Source organism: Paenibacillus sp. GCM10027630, assembly GCF_042676305.1.
Taxonomy (GTDB): domain Bacteria; phylum Bacillota; class Bacilli; order Paenibacillales; family NBRC-103111; genus Paenibacillus_S.
The window spans coordinates 62,221-80,952 of the sequence record NZ_JBHTGY010000097.1; the positions used below are offsets into that span (position 1 = coordinate 62,221).

Below are 18,732 nucleotides of genomic sequence, written 5' to 3' on the forward strand. Positions count from 1 at the left end.
CATAATCTATCACCAAATGGTATAATAGACCTACTATTAATTTTTATGTTTATTAGAAAGAGGTACTGTATTGAAAAAAGCAATCACGTTTATTCTACTCACTGCATTAACATCCGGTTGCGTTATTGCAACAAAGGACCAGTCTGCAGCAACTCCAGCAGTACAACAGATAGCTCAAGTCACACCTGAGGTAGCCCCAGCAGCAAGCCAAACTGCAGCTAAAGATGCCCCAGCTCCAAAGCAATCAACTGGAACTCCCTCATTAACGGTCGTGGATAAAAAACTTATTGATGCAAAAGTAAGCAGAGTCATTGACGGTGACACATTAGAGGTCACAATTGATGGCAAAAAGGAAACGGTTCGCATGATCTTGGTGGATACACCTGAGACTAAAAAACCGAATACTCCTGTCCAACCATTCGGGCCTGAAGCATCTGCTTTTACCAAAGAAACACTTGAGGGTAAAGACATCAAACTGGAACGCGATGTGACTGAACGTGATCAATACAAACGGCTTCTCTACTATGTTTATGTCGGGGATAAGATGTTCAATGAGATACTGCTTGAAAAAGGCCTTGCCAGAGTCGCTGTATACCCGCCAGACGTGAAATATGTCGATAGGTTTAGGGAACTTCAAAAGAGTGCACAAATGGCTAAGATTGGCATCTGGAGCATTGAGAACTACGCAACGGATAAAGGCTATGATGAGAGCAAAGTTCAAAAGTCAGTTGATGAAATGCCAAAACAGACCGAAACTCCTAAGGCTGATCCTGCCCCTACTGTGAAAGAACCAGCTCCAACAACGGTCTATTATAAGAACTGCACTGAGGTCAAGAATGCGGGCAAAGCCCCTCTTCATCGTGGTGACCCGGGTTACCGCAGTGCATTGGATCGTGATAATGATGGAATAGCCTGTGAGTAATCCTAAAAACAGACTCTTGGAGGTGTACGAAATGTTCAAAATTCATCAGCAACTCAATTCCCCTGCTGACTTCGACAATGCTATGTTCCTTGGTGTACCAGTTACCGTGTACCAGGAAAGTGAGATTATTGACTACGGTGGTGTGATTGAAAAACATACTGAGGATTGTGTTTACATAAATGGTGGCCACTTTATAAAAGAAAACTGTCAATTTAAAGTAAGAAGAGCTTCAATAGCGAAATAATCATCTACCAGTTTGAATTCTGATCAATATGAGGTATTAGACAATGGTAATTATTGAATTAATCATTAAAGTCATCTTTTTATTTAGTTCAATTATTTCGTTTTTCCTTGCTCTCATTTTTTTGATAATAGGGAAGAAGGTTTTCAAAAAACTTTTCTTTGCTTCGGGAGTTAGTTTTTATTATTTTTTAATTGCCTGGATAGTGGTACCCTATGTTCCACCATTTGGATCTATGTCTTCAGAAAGCTCGGCAGCAGCCTCAAAAGCAACAGTTGAATCTTTTGGCACAGCACTTTACGAGAATATAGTTAAATCGGACTCAGAAAAAAAAATGAACGATACAGATGAAGAAGCAAAAAAATTAGCGAACAAAACAGAATTTGAAATGGGAGAACCAATCATTGTCAAAGACAAAAAAGTAACTATAAACAGTTTCATACTTGATCCAGCAGGTCCCGATAAGAAATTCGAGTTTGTACGGGTAACGATCACCATCGAGAATATTGGTAATAAAAACTTGTCTTATACCCACAAGGATTTTGAAATGGCAGAACCCTATAAAACTCCTTCTAAAAGTAAATATTATAGTCCTAGTCTATCTATTAAACCTGGTGAGTCCTTTACTGATGAAGTCAGCTTTCTTCAGACTAAAATAGAAAATCGTCAAATAAAATACATCCCTGATTATAAGGGCAAAACATATATTATTCATTTAAAATGACAACAATGCTATTGGCCCTCTGGGCTTTTCTTTTTATTGCAAATACGAACATACATTCTATTTTGGAGGTTTTATTATGCGAGTTTGTATTTATACACGTGTTTCTACAACAACCCAAGTTGAAGAAGGATTCTCTTTACAAGCACAATATGATCGTTTAGTGGAACATACGAAGAATCAGGGATGGGAGCTCATACGCATCTATACCGATCCCGGTATCTCTGCGAAGAATTTAAACCGGCCAGGCGTTAAAGAGTTAATCCAAGATTTAATGGCAAAAAAATTTGATGCTGTTTTAGTTCACAAATTGGACCGGCTCACACGCAATATTTCAGATCTTCATAAGCTAGTAGAGTTAGTTAACAAAATGGACATTAAACTCATCTCTCTAAGTGAAAACATCGATACTTCTTCAGCTATGGGGCGCGCTATGATATATTTCCTAGGTCTCTTTGCTCAAATGTTCCGGGAAAACCTAAGTGAAGAAGTTAAAAAGGGATTATCAGAACGTGCTGACTTAGGCTTGAGAAACGCTTTTGCTCCGTATGGATACGAGATGAATGAAGCTGGTGAATTGGTAATCGTCCAAGAAAAAGCTGAAGTAATTCGAGAGGTGTTCAGGGTTCTCCTTGAAAAAAAGTGGGGATACGTGACAATTGCTAAGCATTTGAACTTAAATAATAAGATCGGGATTCGCGGCGGATCATTTCATGGGAGTACTGTAGAACGAATACTTAAAAATCACACTTATACCGGTAAGAATCATTGGAAGGCAAAAAACCTTCCTGAATCCAAACGTATCATTCGAAACGCTACACATGCAGCGATCATTGACGAAGAAACGTTTAACAAAGCTCAAACGATCATCCAACGCAGATCAAGAAAAGAAATGTCTCGTTCTTCCTATAACTACCCTTTCTCAACAATAATTCGCTGCGGTAAGTGTGGAGGTCCATATCATGGCCACACGATGCCAAAATCCGGAAGCACCTATTACTATTATCGTTGTACTAATAAATTGCGCGGTAAATGTGATCAAAGTGATCTCTCTGAACATAAGTTTGAAAAAATGTTCTTCGAGCACTTTGTTTTTCAAAATCAGGGTTTAGAATTTCAAGAGGTCGCCGCGACAAAGAACGAGTTAGAAGTAGAACGAAAAAAACTTGAAAAGAAACTCCTAGATAGCGAACGCCGGCGAAAAACTTGGCATCATGCTTTAGGTGATGGGAAAATGCCTTATGAGGATTATGTTAAATTGATAGACGAGGAATTGATGAGGGTTGAAGAATTAAAAAATGAACTTAAACTGCTGCCTGAGGATAAGCCAATAAAAATTACCGCTGAAGAAGTAGTAGAAACCATCGCCAACCTCAGTGAAAATTGGAGTTACTTAGAAAGAGAAACTAGGAAAGACTTTATCAATACTTTGTTTAAGGGGATCAGTATAACAAAAACCGAGCGTAAGTGGGCTATCACAAAAGTGGAGTGGGCTTAAAGTTTATCTCTTTAAATACATTGGTAAAGCGATCGCTATAATAACAAGCACAGCTACGATCAATAATATTTCAAGGGTTCCTAACCCATCCTCATCCTCCCAAAAGCCGCTAAGCGCTTCACTCATCCTTTTCATGACTATTTCTCCTCTCATCCTTGAATAGGTTAACCCATGGTCATGATGGCAGGCGCCGCTACAACAACCATAACAACCATAAAAATGACAACCATTGGAAAAACCATTTTGGAAGAAGCTTCCTCACCCAATGTTTTAGCCAACGATTTTCGCTTTTCCCAGAGACTGGACGACAGCTCCTTTAAGGACATGACCAATTCATCACCGCCCCTTTTATAGTTGAGCAGTAGCGTGGTTGTAAATAAAGACACCTCCTGTACACCGCAGCGTTTGTTGAAATCCTCCATCGATTTAGTAAAGGATGCATTCATCTGGATTTCGTAAGCGGCTTTAGCCAGCTCAGTAAGCAGTGGGCTCGCTTCAATATCCGGCTTGCGTTCCATGCACCTCATCAGAGCCTTTTGCAGCGTTTCCCCCGCATTTACAAGCAAAACAATTAGATTAACCACCTCAGGGAGCTCCAGCAGCATCTGCCTCTTTTTCTTTTGCAGCCTGACTGCCAGCTCTTTGTAAAATATGAACGGCAGCAGCGCATTCAAGCAGCAGCCGTAAAGCAGCATTTCAGCACCGCCCTCAGAAACCAAGGATAGTACCGTGCTTCCAAACAAAACAATAATCTCAACTGTAATTACATTAGCAGCAAAGCATTTAGTGCGAATAACAGCGGTTTTACTTCCGTGCAATCCAGCCATTACTTGATGAACACGGGATAACGGCTCTGACAGGTGATCCGCTAGCCGCAAACGGTCCATCAGCCACAACGACAATGGTGCGGCAAAGGATAGTTTTAAATAGATCTTTTGATCCTTCAAAAAGGCTCTGTAGTGAGGTGTTGCTATCAGCAGCAGCCATCCTCCGATCACAAGTTGTACGCCTAACAGCATCAGAATAACCAACCGTGCATCACACCTTAATGTTCATAATCATTTTGGTTACTGCATAACATCCGATCAAAATAATCAAAGACACTGTCATGATTAAAAAACCTGAGCCTTGGTACATCGGCTCCATATAATCCGGGGAACTAAAGCTTAATACAGCAATTACAATAAGCGGAGCAAACGCAAGAACCTTGGATTCAAACCGTTTCTGTGACATCATAACTTGAATATCCTGCTGAATATCCAGCTTCTCTTGAATGATTGAAGAGGTACGACGAATTACATGAACCAAATTACCGCCAGTTCGTTTGCAGGTCATAAATACGTCAGTAAACTGTTGGATATCCTCCAAAGCTGAACGTTCGCTCAAATCCTTCAAGGCGTTTTCAATGGTTTCGCCATTGTTGATGCGATGATTTATCGTTTCAAGCTCTTTAACTATTAGCGCTCTGGGATCAGGATAAAGTAACCGCAAATCCAGTAAAGCCTCTTGAAATGCAATTTCTACTGATTTGCCAGCACCCAGCGCAGAAGATATGGAGGCCAATGCTTGCTTAAACTGCAGCTGCAGTTGGCTTTTGCGCTTGCGTATCAATTCCTTTCGGCGTATGACAGGGTAATACAACCCAAAAAATGAAAGGATCAAAGCGCCATCGATATGTTTGTAAAAAATATAGCCGACAATACCCAAGCAGCTGCCAGCAGCTAATATTGAAATGAGTATTTGCCCGGTAGTCATGACATACTCGTTGTAATGGATCAAACTCCCATTAACAAGCTCTCTGCGGGGCTGTTGGCTCCTTTTCAAGAATGAGAATCCGATCCAGCAGGCTCCCCCAATCAGAATGATCAAAACTACAGCAGTCAGCTGACTTCCCCCCTCCCCTGCAAAGCACAGTCCTATTGGAATAGGATTACAACATCATCCCGGCCATTGCTAATTTATGTGCTGACAAAAGCTTGTTTCCTGTTGCTTGAAGCTCCCCAATAACTTTACCGTCCTTGTCCTCCCCTCTTTCAATAAATTGAAATAATGGATTTAGCTGTACTTCGCCACCTTTCAACCCTAAAATTTCGCTAATTTCTGTAACCCTGCGAGACTTGTCCCTCAGCCTATGTAAATGAATCATCACATCTATAGCTGAACATATTTGTTTGCGAATCACTTCTACAGGCAGAGGGGCGCCGCTGAGCACCATCGTTTCTAGCCTGCTCAGCATATCGCCAGTTGAATTTGCATGGCCCGTGGATAGGCTGCCATCATGTCCCGTGTTCATTGCTTGCAGCATGTCCAGTGCCTCAGCTCCCCTCACTTCTCCGACAATAATTCGATTAGGTCTCATACGAAGGGAGGATCGAATTAATTCACGAATTGTAATCTCTCCTTTCCCCTCCGTATTCGCGTTACGTGTCTCTAGCCGGACAAGGTTCGGGACCGTGCGAATTTGCAGCTCAGCCGAATCCTCAATCGTAATGATTCTTTCATCTTCCGGAATATATTGTGACAGAGCATTCAGGAATGTAGTTTTACCCGAACCGGTACCTCCTCCTATAAAAAGGTTGTATTTGGCCTTTACCAGTTTTGTCAAAAACAAAGCAGCTTCATCTGTCAGTGCGCCTTTCTCAATCAAATCGTTCAAAGTGAGTGGGGATTCAGGAAACTTACGAATCGTCATGGCCGGCCCCTCCAAGGCAACCGGCGAAAGTACAACATTAACGCGAGAGCCATCCAACAGCCTTGCATCAACCATCGGGCTGGACTCATTAACTGCACGGTTCACTCGGGCAACTATTGCCTGAATGACATCCTCGAGCTTTTCTTTACTTTCAAACCTCACTTCCGTTAGCTCGACGCGGCCATTCTGCTCGATAAAAATTTGATCATGACGATTAATCATAATTTCCGTCACCTCTGCATTGTCCACTAGCGGCTGCAGTACATCCAATCCGCGGAACGAATTAAAGAGCCGCATAACTAACAGATGTTTTTGCCCTGCGGTTAAATATCCATCGAACGGATAGCCGAACACCTCCTGCTCGATCATCTCCATCAACAGGCCGTCAGTAACAGAAAAGGATACATCCAGTTTTTCTTTTATCGTTTGTTTCAACAGCATAACGGTTTCATCCGACCACATTCGATTGTCCTCCCTGTTGTCGAGCTGCAAGCCATGAAAGAGCAGCCAAGTTTTCGCTAAATACGCCACGTGCTTGCAGTACATCCATCGTGCCAATCGCTTTCCATTCTGGAATATAAGGAAGATAGCCTAAAACCGGAAACTCAAGTGCTGCAACCTCATTCTTCATTGAACCACTATACTTGTTGAATACTAATCTCAGCTTTTGACTAACTTCTTTTGCAGACAATACCTCCTTATCAGCAAACTGCCGTATCTGCAGCATCGTTTTTTCCAAGTGAATTCGATCATCAATAACAAGCCAAAGCACTGAATCACTTAGTTTAAGCGAGGCTAAAGTTCTGGGATAAAGCGATGAATCGAGATCAAGCAAAATACAATCATACCTTCCCGTTGCAAGCACAGCCTTTATAATGGATTCCGTATCCAATTCGGTCATTTCAGACATCTCGGCAGAATCCGATACACCAGGAAAAAAATCAAATCCCATTGCATGATGCTTTCGCTTATAACGCTCCACCTTCGCCGACTGCACACGAGGATCCGTTTTCCCATAATAAAGCATCCTGGAGAAGCAATTCTCACTCTCTGAGCCTGCCCCCTTAAGCCATGATGGGGAAGGCAATTGTTCAAAATTTAAGTAAAAGACCCTCATTCCCTTATAAGTAAGTTCTCTCGCCAGATGTACCGCTGCTAATGTTTTACCGCTGCCTCCCACAGCAGAATATACAGCAATAACCTCGGAGCTTCGGTTCCCCTTAAGCATCCTACTCGTAGTAAATTCGTTGAAATGTGAAACAATATGAGACAACAGCTGATTTAACGGCTGATATTTGCAAAGCACCGGATACTCCACAATATCCGCCTGGACCCGTGTATTACTTAATAGGATCAGGCACCCATGCTGTTGACGAAACACAAGCTCCGGTAGCGGCATAAAGCTTTCGTTTACAAGCAATATATACAGCTCCTGAGTACGTCCAATATAAGAAAATCCTTGCTCCTTCGTTGTAAACACACTCATTGTAAAAGTTTCTGCATAATCTGAAGTCCGGATGTACGACGAAATCATATCGATAAAATAACTATCCTGCTCCAGCAAAACGAGCTTCATCTTAGACATATCCTTCCGGCCCCTCCCCCTTTATCTGACAGCATTCTCAAGAGCACTAAGCCCCCGCACTACACCTGAAAAGCGGCGGTCATGCTTTCGTTGATGCTTACATCATCCCCTTTAATTGCAAAAGTCCACTGCCTATCAGAACTGCCGATAGTATCGCCAGCACGACCGCAGCTTTAACTTTGTTTGTAATAACCTATCGCCTCCTCAAATAGGAACGCAAAAAAAGCACTCACTGAACAAGAAAAACTCTTGATCAGCGGTGCTTCCGCCTGCGGTTCTATTAATATTACTTTGAATTATAGCACATTATTAGGAATTATCAACTATTTTGGAATATTATGTTTGATTATGCCTCTGCAAATATTAATGTATATTGGGTGCCTTTACCGAGTTCGCTTTTAATATCTATTTTTCCATTCATTTTCTTAATAATACCAAACGATACCATAGTACCGAGCCCTGTTCCTTTTTCTTTTGTTGAGTAATAAGGGGTTCCGAGTCTTTTGATTTGTTCAGACGTCATTCCCACCCCCGTGTCGGTAATGATAATTGCAACATTATGGTTGATTTTAACGGCTTTTATTTCTAAAATACCCTTACTGTCCATGGCCTCAATTGCATTTTTGCCAATGTTAATTAACGCTTGCCGAAATTTATGACGGTCTCCAACAATATAAAGCGCATCATTTTCCGATAAAATTTCCTTTATCTCTATATGATTGTAATTAGCATAAGTTAGGAGAACATTTGACATATAGCTAATTTCGTCCTTTACACTCATCTTCTCAATAATTTCAGGATCCGGTTTCGCAAGAGAAAGATAATCTGTAATAATTAATTGTGCACGATCTAATTCCTCCAAGCAAATTCTCTGGTAAAGAAGCTTCTTTTCCTCACCTAAATTTTGTGCTCCAAACAATTGGATAAATCCTCTCACCGTTGTAAGCGGATTACGAATCTCATGAGCTACAGATGCAGCCATATCGCTAACGATTTTCATTTTCTCACTTTTTATAACCTCTTCTTGCATATGGAAGTATTTATTCAAAAATTCTATTAAATAAACGCATATGCCGATAATGAGCCCCTGCAACAAATAGGTCTCTATAGTTGTTATCACACTTTTGAAAAAAAATTGAATCCTATGAGTAAGAAGATAATAAATTAGATTCGTTATCAATTTAAAAAATGTACATAAAATGACTGCCGCTGCAATTTTTTGATATAACTTGAGATTAACGAATTTTTTATATGAGACTGCAATCATTGTAAAACTCGGCACTGACGCTACACTATACAGCAAATTGACTGGACTTCCCAATAGGTGCCGATATGTGATAAGAGTTACAAACAATAAAATAGAGACCTCAAGGCCTCCATATAGTGCACCAAGTACAATAGGGATGGAGCGGAAATCATAAACCATTCCATTTATATTGAGCGGGAAAGACATCGTTATTACTAAGGCAACGGAAAACAAGATGTACAATAAAAATTTGTATAACGGCACTCTGCTTTTGGTTCTATATATATACGGGTAAAAGACTAATGGAGAAAAGATAAAAAATATATTGACGATAAAATCTTTGAAATAACTTAACATAGATGACTTTCCTCCGGCTTAAGCTATTTTTTTGTTTTCCATTTCCAAAATGCGTCAATTGTACATTCGACAATCTTGGCTGCTTTCCTTCTGTGAACAGATGTATATTTGAAAATAAACAAAACAAAAACAGCTCATTCCTCTAAGAGGAATGAGCTGTTTGGATAGCCAATATCATAGTCGTTTATGATTGGTTCATTTCCTTCAAATACCCAATTGCTTTGCGATACGCTACCGGATGCATATATCTTTGAGCAAGCTCTGATTTAGCCGATTGAAAAAACATGCGCACCAGCGAGCTGCTTGTCAGCATATCAGGCGTATAAGGTGATAAGTATATCGTATCCGCAGAAGTCGTATTTCGAATATACTGCTCCATCTGGAGCTCGTAATCCAAATCCGTTGCATTTCGAATCCCCCGAATGACTACATCAATCTGATGAGCATTTATATAATTAGCAACAATACCTTCAAACGGGACAATATTTACCTGATTTAAAAACTCGCTGTCTACAGACGACTTCACTAATTCCGTTCTTTGCTCCAATGAAAAATAATGTTTTTTCGAACGATTATTAGCGATAATGATATGCACATTTTCAAACAGCTTTAAGGCACGTTCAATAACGGATAAATGACCTAATGTAATAGGGTCGAAGCTTCCCGCATAAACGGCTTTCATTTGAATTCTCCCCTTCTCCGATGTAATCGGTTATTGGTTTATTCAGCTTCCTGCTGCTCAACTATACATCTGTGTTAGTTACGACAAGCTCCCATAATTGCTTAGGCAGCCTGTAACGAGTCATGACGGCCTCCTGTTTATAAACGACACGCCATTTTTCAAACAAATGATCAACTTGATCCTCATTAAAAAATCGCTTCCGGCGCCCCTCATGCTCGTAATAATTAGGTTCGATCTCCATTCCCTGACCCGCTCCAAAATCCACATCATGGACGGAATTCAGCCTGCACAGCAGGTTCCCGCCAGGCTGCAGCACACGCTGCAGCTCCGCAAGGATGGACCCAGTATCAGACCAGGAAAAATAATGCAAGCTTAAATCGGCGATAACGGTCATAGCACTATTCGATTCAAATGGAAGCTTTTCCAACAGATTTACCTGCATGGTTACCGCATCAGGCACATATTGCTGAACCTTCTGCAGCGCTTCCTCTGACAAATCGCATGAAATGACGCGAAATCCCCTCTCGTTTAAATATAGAGTGTCACAGCCAACGCCACAGCCCAGATCAATAACAGGAATATTGCGTGTCAGCTCCAATAGAGACGTATGTTTGTCCAGCCAGTCATCATAAACGGGCTTGCCATTATCCATTTCAGCAAATACTTGGTTCCAATAATTTTGTTCTTTCTGCATAGAGTCCTCCCTTAACCGTCATCAGGATTTGATAAAAAACAAGGTCAGTTCCTCCCGATTATGAAACAACTGCTTCGCTTTCTGCAAATTCAGCTCAGGCTCAATATCCTCCAGCAGCTCACGAACAGTTTGAAACGGCTTTTTATGCATTAGCTTGACCGTAATGATTGCAGTTCCTCCACTTTGAAGTGCGTGAAGCAGCCCTTTTACGAGTCTGCCCATTTGGCGTGGGCTCCAGCTCATATCGCATACGAGAAGATCAAAAGAATCTGGCTGAAGTAGCACATCACTTGCATTTTTCTTATGAAATGTCAGATTCGGATGTTTAAGAAGACTTGCATCGAGCTTGGCCGGATCAATCGCAGTGACCTTAACTCCTCTTTCCAGCAATAAAGACGTCCATCCACCCGGCGCCGCACCAATATCAATTGCCGATCGATATTGTGTGAAATCAAGACCAAACGCTACTTCTGATTCCAGCAGCTTGAACTTGGCCCGAGATACTTGACCATCCTCCTTACGGAAACGAATAGCCCCACCCGACCAATCGGATAAATTGTCTGTTGGCTTGGAAATTCCGGCATACGCTCTCTCCGGTGTCAAATAGACCGACAAGATAAGCTCCGCATCCTTGGCAACCGGCACAATTGCATAAGCATCCATCAGAACACTATCCAAAGCCTTTTTACACTCGCCTGTTGACAATTGGGATGTCTGCTCCGTCTTACGAATTTGTATCGCGAGTTTGGTCCCCTCAGCCAGTTGAAAGCTGTTGCTAATCCATGACTGAAGCGAGGTTATGGAACCATCCCAGTCCAGCTCAGTATCCACAGGTTGCATATGACGAAGAAACATAGGCTCTTGCTCCAACACCTTGCTTATCGCATCCATTTTTCCAAGGGGCAAGGAATATAGAAATATTTCGGCAGGCACCACATGACTAAATTTAGCCTCGTTGCCAAACAAACGCCGAATTTCTTCTTGTGCCTGCTGTCCGAAGCCATGGTTCGCTGTTCCAATAAAAACGCTGCTTTTTACCGTATCTACTATCATTACAGCACCTTAATCCAAGGCCGCCCCTGGAACCATTCCAACGATACCGGAACCTGAAACGCCTTGAGTAAATTATCTTCTGTCAATACATCCTCTTTGCGGCCCGATGCGATAAGCTTTCCATCATCTATAAGCGCCACATGAGTAAACATCGGCATTATTTCTTCGATATGATGAGTTACATATAATACTGTAATGTTTTGTTGCCCCAGTCGGTTCACTGTCTCCAGCAGCCTTTCCCGCTCGAATAAATCCAGGCCTGAGCAGGGCTCGTCCATTATAAGAATCGAGGGATTAGTCATAAGCGATCGAGCCAGCATGATTTTTTTGCGCTCACCTTGAGATAATGAACCTAGTGCTTGATCAGCTAGATGCGGCAGTCTTACCTCTTCCAGCATACGCAATGCCTTTTGCCGAACCTCATCAGGAATTTCTTCATAAAACCGCAAAAATGCATACTCACCGGTAGCAACAACCTCCCAAACGGGATCGGCCGGGTTTAATTTCTCATATAAGGATTGACTGATGTATCCAATTTTTTTACGCACTTCTCTTACGTCACATTGACCGTATGTATGCTCTAACACTTGAACTTGACCGCGGCTCGGAAATTGATACCCGTTAATCAGTTCCAAAATGGTCGTTTTGCCGGAACCGTTTTTACCGAGAATAACCCAGTGCTCACCCAAGTTGGCCTGAATTTCAATATCGGATAAAATCGCCCGCTCCTCGCGGACAAAATGAATATTTTTCAATGATAAAACTTGCATGCGCAGGATCACAACCTATTCTTGTACAGTATTGGAAATTTTTTGTAGTGTATCATAAAGCATGGGCCCATTAATTAGCTGCACACCTTCAGGTTTATTCTGGTACAACAGCTGATACATAGCTTTTTTGCCGCTTAGACTGGAGGTATGCAGGTAGATTTCTTCCGGATATCGTCCCGCAGCAACTATATAATGTACGACATTCAAACCATCAGGCTGCCCCCAACCCAAATCAAAATCGAGGGAAAGAATACCAACCTCACATTCCTGAAGCAAAAGAATGCACTCTTCGGCGCTGTGGGCAGCTACAAATCCTTTGGGACAAGGTCTCATATCGTCCAGATAAACATGAATGATGGAAATCACCTCTTTTCAAAAGAAAGCTTTATTAAGCCGTATTCTCACATAAATTATGAAGTATGAAACTATGAACCGGAATAAAACTAACTTCATTGAACGTCCTTGGTGCGCGACAACTCAAGAACAAATTCAATCTCAGAAGCATGTGATCCATTGGCAGGAGTCGGGGTCTCTAGTACAAGTGGATGAGAACATAAGGATGGTGATTGTAGAAACTCTCGGAACCGCAGCTCACCTATATATCCCTTGCCTATATTCTCATGCCGGTCCTTCCCCATACCTCCGGGATACAACGAATCGTTAATATGAATAGCTTTTAAATGATCAAAATACCCAAGTGAAGAGGCTTTAGCAGCCAGCTCTCCCCATCCATTCGGGTGTGATGGCCATAAACCGCTAGCATAAGCATGGCATGTATCGAAGCAAAAACCGATATGCTCACGGCAATCCGACAAATTCCGAATTTGCATAAGCTCCTCCAAAGAGGTGCCCATCCTCGTGCCTTCTCCAGCTTGGTTCTCAATAAGCAGCTTGGCTTGGCCCTGCCAGTCTGAAAGCACTTCATGTAAACATTGTATAATATTTTTATAGCCTTGTAACGTATCCCCGCCTTTATATTTGCCAAAGTGCACCACAACGCCTACGGAACCACAAGCCTCGGCAATCTCCAGATCGTTGCGCAATGACATAACGGTTGCATGACGAAGCTCGGAATCCTCAGAGGCCAGGTTGGTCGGATAGGGAGAATGTGCGATCGAAAGGACGCCCTGTTCACGGCACAGCGAGAAGCAAGCTTCGGCATCTTTGGGATTCCAGCGCTTAATGATTAAGCTTCGCGGGTTTTTGGGAAAGTATTGAAATGCTCCCGCTTGCAGCTTAATCGCTGTTTTGGCTGCTTCTTCATAACCTTTGCGTATGCTAATATGACAGCCTATTTTCATCGTTTCTTCCCACCTCCCAGTGCTCTTTCAGACAAAATTCAATCACTAGCTCTGACAGTTCAAACAGCAAAAAGACTTCTTGGATGACACATCCTGCCGGAGCAAAGGACGCCCGCAGCGTACACAGGGCTCTCCTTCCCGGTCGTATACTTTGCATTGACTATCATACCCGCCCGTTAGATGATCTCCCGAGTACAGCGGCATTTCCATATACCCACCCTGATGTGCAGCGGTCTGAAGTACATGTCGCATAGAAAGAAATAGACGTTCCAGCTCCTCTTGGTGAAGCTGCTGGCAGCGACGTGACGGAAGCAAGCCCGCTTCAAAGCATATTTCATCGGAATAACAATTGCCAATTCCAGAAATAACACTTTGGTCAACTAATGTTGACTTTAAGGTTCCCCGATTCCTTTGCAGTAATAGGGCGAAATCATTGAAGGAGAACCCGGGCTCCAAAGGTTCAGGTCCGAGCTTTTGCAGCAGCCTCTCGACATCCGAGACATCGTATAAATGCAAATACCCCAACCTCAATCCAATAAAATATAAATGACGGTTTCCCCAGCTTATAGTTATTTGTACAGTCCGTTCCGGCCTATCATCGCCGCTTCCGTAATACATCATTCCACCAAGCATAAGATGAAGCACAAGCACCTTACCCGTGTTAAGATGGAACAAAAGATGCTTAGCCTTGCGTTCAATCGTGTGAATGGAGGCACCTATCAGCTGCTGCTGAAAAAACCCCACTGAAGTATTGATTGATTTTTCTCTTCCGACTTCAACTGCTGTTATCGGTATGCCGGTAATTCTCGGGTTTAGCAGAAGCCTGTAATTTTCCATTTCCGGTAGCTCAGGCATACATATCTCGGCTCCTTATCATAATGAATAAGAGACTCTTATGTGTACCAATTAACCTAACTTCGCTGAATTGGTAACACTTGTCTTTCTATATGTAACCAATTTTTGGCTGCTTTATCCCAGTATGCGTTGAAATAGATCGTTCCGGAAACAACTCCAGCCATATCCGCGTAGGTTCTTTCACAAAAAATCCTCTGCACCAATACAGGCGTCAGAGGATTTTCATTTTACAATATGCAGCTTTATTTTTCTAAATGACGACGGAAAAAGCGAATGATTCTCGAATTCATTGCGATGTGGTTTTCCATTTTCTCTGTCTGATGCCCTTCGTCCTCGAAAATGACCAGCTCGGCTTCTTGACCTCTAGCCTGCATATCCGCGAACAACTGCTCGGCCTCCGTAACCGGAACCCGTGTATCATTGCGTCCGTGAAAGATGAGCAGCGGTACCTTGATCTTATGCGAATGATTGAATGGCGCGATTTCCTCAAAAAAGTCAGAATCGTCAGCGAGCGTACCGTACTCCGATTCGCGCAGCTTTCTGCGCCATTCGCCTGTATTTTGCAGAAAGGTACGGAAATGGGTTATCCCTACGATATCCACTCCCGCTGCCCATAAATCAGGATAATGCGTGAGCGCAGCGAGTACCATGAATCCCCCGTAGCTCCGTCCCATGATGCCAATGTTGGCTGTATCGATTTCCTCGAAGCGGCCAAGATCCTTCACCATCTCTGCCAAATCCGCGACTGTGTCCATCCTTTTCCGTCCGTTATCGAGATTCAAATAGTTTTTGCCGTAGCCCATACTGCCGCGAACATTCGGTGCAATAACGTTAAACCCTTTTCCAACCAAATATTGGATGACCGGTTGAAACTCGAAGCGAATTTGCGATTCCGGCCCGCCATGTACGTAAACGACTGTTGGTGACTTTTGGGCCGTCAGCGCTGCTCCTTCCGATTTGGATTGCCCCATTGTATACCTCGATGGATCGGGTCTGTAATAAAAATACGGAACTTCAACACCGTCAAAGGATTTGAATGTGCAAAGCTCAGGTTTACGCAGTAAATGCGCGATGCTCTCCGCCGCACCGAAATGAGTAAGCTGCTGGAACGATGTGTCGTTTGTCCGGTAGGACCAGACATCTCCTGGCTGTATTGGACTCTTGAGGGCAAAAACGAGCTGCTCCTCGTTCAACCAGGACAAAGATTGTATAACGCCTTTCGGCTGCCCTTTAGTTGCTACTGAGCTTCCATTTTCCAAATAATACATATATAAAACTGACATGCCGCCTTCATTTACTGTATAAGCAATTCGGCTTCTATCGGGTGACAGCTTGGCCTCCTCAATATCCCACTCGGGAATATGGCAGAGCAAATCCGCTCCTGTTCGATCCGCGGAAAAACAGTACAGCGCCATCGTGTTTTCAGCGGCATTCGTGATTAAGTAACCTGTACCATCCTCACAGAGCTGTACGGAAGTATAAACCCCCGCTCCCTCCAAACCAATTCGACGGGTGCCTCCATCTTGAAGATCAAGTACGTACAAATGCTGCGAGATACTCGTCTCGTCGGTAACGAACAATAGTCCAGAGCCATCTGGCAGCCAGCAGAGAGGAACACACTTGCTCTCGTGCCGATAGACGACCTCCAACTGTTTCGTCTCCACATCCAGCACATAAAGATCAAATAAACCGGGACCTCTCCGGTTGCTGGAGAAGGTAATTTTTTTCCCGCATGGAGACCAGCTGCCCAGATGGTGGAAATGATCCGGGGAAAAGACAAGCTCCTGCACCTGCAGCGTCTCGTTGTCCAACAGATACAGCTGCTGCTTCTCATTTCCTTTGTGATCCATGCCTATAACTGTCCTGAAGCCGCAGGAAGAATGCTTCACGGCCATCACCCGATCCGACAGCTGTACGACCTGCTTACAGCTCGACTCTGCTGCATCCCAACTCCAAAGCTGGGGTAATCCCGTTTTTTTCGTTATAAATGTAACCCGGTTTCGATGAGGTACTACCTGCGGCTGGTAAGCCAATATTACGTTTAAATAAGCTTGGAGCGTGCTGTTATCTTCTGTATGTTCATTGTTTTCCATCGTTTTTGAACTCCTTACCGAATGTTATTAGGCGTAAGCCCCGATACCCCATTATAGCGGGAAGTGGCAGGCAGCTGCATGGCCATTCGCTTGTTCCTGCAAAATGGGTGCTATGTTGCGGCACAATTCTTGTACATAAGGGCAGCGTGTATGAAAGCTGCAGCCTTTGGGCGGATTCGCGGGGCTCGGCAAGTCACCCTGCAAAATGATACGTTCTTTCCGTTGTGTCGGATCAGGGACTGGAACAGCTGAAAGCAGTGCTTGTGTATAAGGATGTCTTGGATGAGCGAATAAAGATTCGCGATCAGCCAATTCGACAATTTTGCCCAAATACATAACTGCAATACGGTCACTGATATGTTTGACCGCCGGCAAGCCATGAGCGATAAAAATATAGGTCAGCTGCAATTCCTTTTGCAGCTTTTTGAGCAAATTCAAAATTTGTGATTGTATGGATACGTCCAAAGCCGATACCGCTTCATCGCAAACGATCAGACTCGGATTAAGCGCAAGCGCTCTGGCTATTCCAATCCGCTGTTTCTGTCCTCCGCTGAATTCGTGGGGATGGCGCGAAAGATGATGTGTATCGAGACCGACCAGCCGCAATAGCTCTATAACCTTTTCTTTTAATGCTGCACCCTTATAAAGACCGTGTACCACCAAGGGCTCAGACACGATATCCTCCACGCTCATCCGCGGGTTAAGTGAGGAATACGGATCCTGGAAAATGATTTGCATATTGCGGCGTGCTTTGCGCAGCTCCTCTTTGGATAGGACGGTCATCTGTTTTCCCTCAAACCATACTTCCCCTTCCGTTGGCTCGATGAGCTGCAGAATGAGCTGTCCAGCTGTAGACTTACCGCATCCGGACTCGCCTACAATTCCAAGCGTCTCTCCGCGGTATACTGACAAATCAATACCGTCAACGGCGCGTACGGAACCTTTTTGTGTGCTGAATAAGCCTTGTTTAAACGGAAAATGTTTTTTTAACCCTTTAACCTCCAATAACGGCAGGGGCGTTTGATTCATGCTAAATCACTCCTTACTGGCTGTAAAAGCAACGTGCCCGATGGCTGTCGTTCACCGTCTCAAGCAATGGTTTATTGGCCTTGCATTGTTCCGTGGCGATTGGGCAGCGCGGGTGGAATGCACAGCCGCTCGGCATTTGCAGCGGATTCGGTACGGAGCCGTAGATGGAATCCAGCTCATCGAGCTGTTCATCGACTTTCGGCAATGAGCCCAGAAGCCCTCTTGTATACGGATGTTTCGGAGAGGCAAACAATTCGAATACATTAGCCTCTTCCACTATCTCTCCGGCATACATAACGATCACTCTGTCAGCCATTTCCGCAACAACTCCAAGATCGTGAGTGATCAGAACGACTCCTGTATCACGCTCTTTGGATAATGCTTTCAACAATTCAAGTATTTGCGCTTGGATCGTCACATCAAGGGCCGTCGTCGGCTCGTCAGCAATTAATAAAGCCGGGTTGCAGGCAAGGGCCATTGCGATCATTACTCTTTGCCGCATCCCCCCAGAAAGCTGATGAGGGAAATAATCAACCACTTTGTCTGCACGTGGAATTCCAACATCATCCAACATCTGTATGCTTTTAAGTTTGGCTTGTTTTTTATTCAACCCCTGATGATGCGCAAATACTTCGCCAAGCTGGTTTCCAACCGTAAACACAGGATTAAGCGATGTCATCGGCTCCTGAAAAATCATTGAAAGTTTATTCCCCCTGAGCTTGCGCAGCTCATAATTGCTTTTATTCAGCAAATTTTCACCATCTAGCAAAATTTCACCGCCAACTACTTTCCCAGGTGCAGCTACGAGCCCCATGATAGAAAGTGAGGTAACGCTTTTACCGCAACCGGATTCACCAACAATAGCCAACGTTTCCCCTTTGGATACGGAAAACGAAATATCATTGACAGAAGCAACGACCCCGCCTTCGGTTTTAAAATGCGTTTGCAAGTTTTTAACTTCCAGCAATTGTACCAATACTCTCACCTCTTTTG

At 43.4% G+C, this 18,732-nt stretch carries 20 protein-coding genes; 4 read left to right on the forward strand and 16 right to left on the reverse strand.

The features are described 5' to 3' along the window. The first annotated feature begins 70 nt into the window (after positions 1 to 70). The 4 genes from ACFQ0C_RS36910 to ACFQ0C_RS36925 all read left to right on the forward strand — a co-directional run bounded on the left by ACFQ0C_RS36910 (position 71) and on the right by ACFQ0C_RS36925 (position 3,382). Positions 71 to 922, forward strand: coding sequence for a thermonuclease family protein (locus ACFQ0C_RS36910; protein WP_379374648.1), 852 nt, complete (start codon positions 71 to 73; stop codon positions 920 to 922). Positions 923 to 953: 31 nt separating this feature from the next. Next, the gene (locus tag ACFQ0C_RS36915) at positions 954 to 1,166 is read left to right on the forward strand and encodes a hypothetical protein (protein ID WP_379374650.1); all 213 of its coding nucleotides are present in this window, start codon (positions 954 to 956) and stop codon (positions 1,164 to 1,166) included. Between the two features lie 43 nt (positions 1,167 to 1,209). Then, complete coding sequence (locus ACFQ0C_RS36920) at positions 1,210 to 1,887, forward strand: DUF4352 domain-containing protein (RefSeq protein WP_379374652.1); 678 nt, start codon at positions 1,210 to 1,212, stop codon at positions 1,885 to 1,887. Between the two features lie 76 nt (positions 1,888 to 1,963). Next, on the forward strand, positions 1,964 to 3,382 hold the full coding sequence (locus tag ACFQ0C_RS36925; RefSeq protein ID WP_379374654.1) for a recombinase family protein: 1,419 nt from the start codon (positions 1,964 to 1,966) through the stop codon (positions 3,380 to 3,382). Between the two features lie 3 nt (positions 3,383 to 3,385). Here ACFQ0C_RS36925 and ACFQ0C_RS36930 read toward each other — a convergent pair whose 3' ends face one another. The 16 genes from ACFQ0C_RS36930 to ACFQ0C_RS37005 all read right to left on the reverse strand — a co-directional run bounded on the left by ACFQ0C_RS36930 (position 3,386) and on the right by ACFQ0C_RS37005 (position 18,715). After that, positions 3,386 to 3,517 (reverse strand): Flp1 family type IVb pilin, encoded by a 132-nt coding sequence (locus ACFQ0C_RS36930; protein ID WP_379374656.1) that lies wholly within the window; start codon positions 3,515 to 3,517, stop codon positions 3,386 to 3,388. A 29-nt stretch (positions 3,518 to 3,546) separates the two neighbouring features. Further along, positions 3,547 to 4,413 carry a type II secretion system F family protein gene (locus ACFQ0C_RS36935; RefSeq protein ID WP_379374658.1) on the reverse strand — a complete coding sequence of 289 codons (867 nt, stop codon included), beginning with the start codon at positions 4,411 to 4,413 and terminating at the stop codon, positions 3,547 to 3,549. A gap of 7 nt (positions 4,414 to 4,420) precedes the next feature. After that, positions 4,421 to 5,206 (reverse strand): type II secretion system F family protein, encoded by a 786-nt coding sequence (locus tag ACFQ0C_RS36940; RefSeq protein WP_379374660.1) that lies wholly within the window; start codon positions 5,204 to 5,206, stop codon positions 4,421 to 4,423. 106 nt (positions 5,207 to 5,312) lie between these two features. Further along, positions 5,313 to 6,536 carry a TadA family conjugal transfer-associated ATPase gene (locus ACFQ0C_RS36945; RefSeq protein ID WP_379374662.1) on the reverse strand — a complete coding sequence of 408 codons (1,224 nt, stop codon included), beginning with the start codon at positions 6,534 to 6,536 and terminating at the stop codon, positions 5,313 to 5,315. Then, on the reverse strand, positions 6,523 to 7,659 hold the full coding sequence (locus tag ACFQ0C_RS36950) for an AAA family ATPase (RefSeq protein ID WP_379374664.1): 1,137 nt from the start codon (positions 7,657 to 7,659) through the stop codon (positions 6,523 to 6,525). The genes ACFQ0C_RS36945 and ACFQ0C_RS36950 overlap by 14 nt, the downstream gene beginning before the upstream one ends. Positions 7,660 to 8,005: 346 nt before the next feature. Continuing rightward, positions 8,006 to 9,262, reverse strand: coding sequence for an ATP-binding protein (locus ACFQ0C_RS36955; protein ID WP_379374666.1), 1,257 nt, complete (start codon positions 9,260 to 9,262; stop codon positions 8,006 to 8,008). Between the two features lie 184 nt (positions 9,263 to 9,446). Next, on the reverse strand, positions 9,447 to 9,944 hold the full coding sequence (coaD, locus tag ACFQ0C_RS36960; protein WP_258213460.1) for a pantetheine-phosphate adenylyltransferase: 498 nt from the start codon (positions 9,942 to 9,944) through the stop codon (positions 9,447 to 9,449). Between the two features lie 61 nt (positions 9,945 to 10,005). Next, a complete protein-coding gene (locus tag ACFQ0C_RS36965; RefSeq protein WP_379374669.1) occupies positions 10,006 to 10,638 on the reverse strand; it encodes a class I SAM-dependent methyltransferase in 633 nt (210 codons plus the stop codon). 21 nt (positions 10,639 to 10,659) lie between these two features. Then, positions 10,660 to 11,691: an SAM-dependent methyltransferase gene (locus ACFQ0C_RS36970; protein WP_379374671.1), complete on the reverse strand. Its 1,032-nt coding sequence runs from the start codon at positions 11,689 to 11,691 to the stop codon at positions 10,660 to 10,662. After that, complete coding sequence (locus ACFQ0C_RS36975) at positions 11,691 to 12,461, reverse strand: ABC transporter ATP-binding protein (RefSeq protein ID WP_379374673.1); 771 nt, start codon at positions 12,459 to 12,461, stop codon at positions 11,691 to 11,693. The genes ACFQ0C_RS36970 and ACFQ0C_RS36975 overlap by 1 nt, the downstream gene beginning before the upstream one ends. Before the next feature lie 15 nt (positions 12,462 to 12,476). After that, on the reverse strand, positions 12,477 to 12,827 hold the full coding sequence (locus tag ACFQ0C_RS36980) for a cyclic-phosphate processing receiver domain-containing protein (protein ID WP_379374675.1): 351 nt from the start codon (positions 12,825 to 12,827) through the stop codon (positions 12,477 to 12,479). 83 nt (positions 12,828 to 12,910) lie between these two features. Beyond that, positions 12,911 to 13,762, reverse strand: a complete 852-nt coding sequence (locus ACFQ0C_RS36985; protein ID WP_379374677.1) for a deoxyribonuclease IV — start codon at positions 13,760 to 13,762, stop codon at positions 12,911 to 12,913. Between the two features lie 45 nt (positions 13,763 to 13,807). Continuing rightward, positions 13,808 to 14,617, reverse strand: a complete 810-nt coding sequence (locus ACFQ0C_RS36990) for an Fpg/Nei family DNA glycosylase (protein ID WP_379374679.1) — start codon at positions 14,615 to 14,617, stop codon at positions 13,808 to 13,810. Between the two features lie 242 nt (positions 14,618 to 14,859). After that, the gene (locus ACFQ0C_RS36995) at positions 14,860 to 16,710 is read right to left on the reverse strand and encodes a S9 family peptidase (protein ID WP_379374681.1); all 1,851 of its coding nucleotides are present in this window, start codon (positions 16,708 to 16,710) and stop codon (positions 14,860 to 14,862) included. 51 nt (positions 16,711 to 16,761) lie between these two features. After that, entirely contained in the window at positions 16,762 to 17,739 is a 978-nt protein-coding gene (locus ACFQ0C_RS37000; RefSeq protein ID WP_379374683.1) for an ABC transporter ATP-binding protein, read from the reverse strand. 13 nt (positions 17,740 to 17,752) lie between these two features. Further along, complete coding sequence (locus tag ACFQ0C_RS37005; RefSeq protein ID WP_379374685.1) at positions 17,753 to 18,715, reverse strand: ABC transporter ATP-binding protein; 963 nt, start codon at positions 18,713 to 18,715, stop codon at positions 17,753 to 17,755. Positions 18,716 to 18,732 lie beyond the last annotated feature (17 nt).

Coding starts and splice junctions, on each gene's coding strand:
- ACFQ0C_RS36925 (WP_379374654.1), top strand. CDS start 1,964: ATGCGAGTTTGTATTTATACACGTGTTTCTACAACAACCCAAGTTGAA.
- ACFQ0C_RS36970 (WP_379374671.1), bottom strand. CDS start 11,691: ATGATAGTAGATACGGTAAAAAGCAGCGTTTTTATTGGAACAGCGAAC.
- ACFQ0C_RS36945 (WP_379374662.1), bottom strand. CDS start 6,536: ATGTGGTCGGATGAAACCGTTATGCTGTTGAAACAAACGATAAAAGAA.
- ACFQ0C_RS36995 (WP_379374681.1), bottom strand. CDS start 16,710: ATGGAAAACAATGAACATACAGAAGATAACAGCACGCTCCAAGCTTAT.
- ACFQ0C_RS36965 (WP_379374669.1), bottom strand. CDS start 10,638: ATGCAGAAAGAACAAAATTATTGGAACCAAGTATTTGCTGAAATGGAT.
- ACFQ0C_RS37000 (WP_379374683.1), bottom strand. CDS start 17,739: ATGAATCAAACGCCCCTGCCGTTATTGGAGGTTAAAGGGTTAAAAAAA.
- ACFQ0C_RS36985 (WP_379374677.1), bottom strand. CDS start 13,762: ATGAAAATAGGCTGTCATATTAGCATACGCAAAGGTTATGAAGAAGCA.
- ACFQ0C_RS36920 (WP_379374652.1), top strand. CDS start 1,210: ATGGTAATTATTGAATTAATCATTAAAGTCATCTTTTTATTTAGTTCA.
- ACFQ0C_RS36990 (WP_379374679.1), bottom strand. CDS start 14,617: ATGCCTGAGCTACCGGAAATGGAAAATTACAGGCTTCTGCTAAACCCG.
- ACFQ0C_RS36930 (WP_379374656.1), bottom strand. CDS start 3,517: ATGAAAAGGATGAGTGAAGCGCTTAGCGGCTTTTGGGAGGATGAGGAT.
- ACFQ0C_RS36975 (WP_379374673.1), bottom strand. CDS start 12,461: ATGCAAGTTTTATCATTGAAAAATATTCATTTTGTCCGCGAGGAGCGG.
- ACFQ0C_RS36915 (WP_379374650.1), top strand. CDS start 954: ATGTTCAAAATTCATCAGCAACTCAATTCCCCTGCTGACTTCGACAAT.
- ACFQ0C_RS36955 (WP_379374666.1), bottom strand. CDS start 9,262: ATGTTAAGTTATTTCAAAGATTTTATCGTCAATATATTTTTTATCTTT.
- ACFQ0C_RS36950 (WP_379374664.1), bottom strand. CDS start 7,659: ATGTCTAAGATGAAGCTCGTTTTGCTGGAGCAGGATAGTTATTTTATC.
- coaD (WP_258213460.1), bottom strand. CDS start 9,944: ATGAAAGCCGTTTATGCGGGAAGCTTCGACCCTATTACATTAGGTCAT.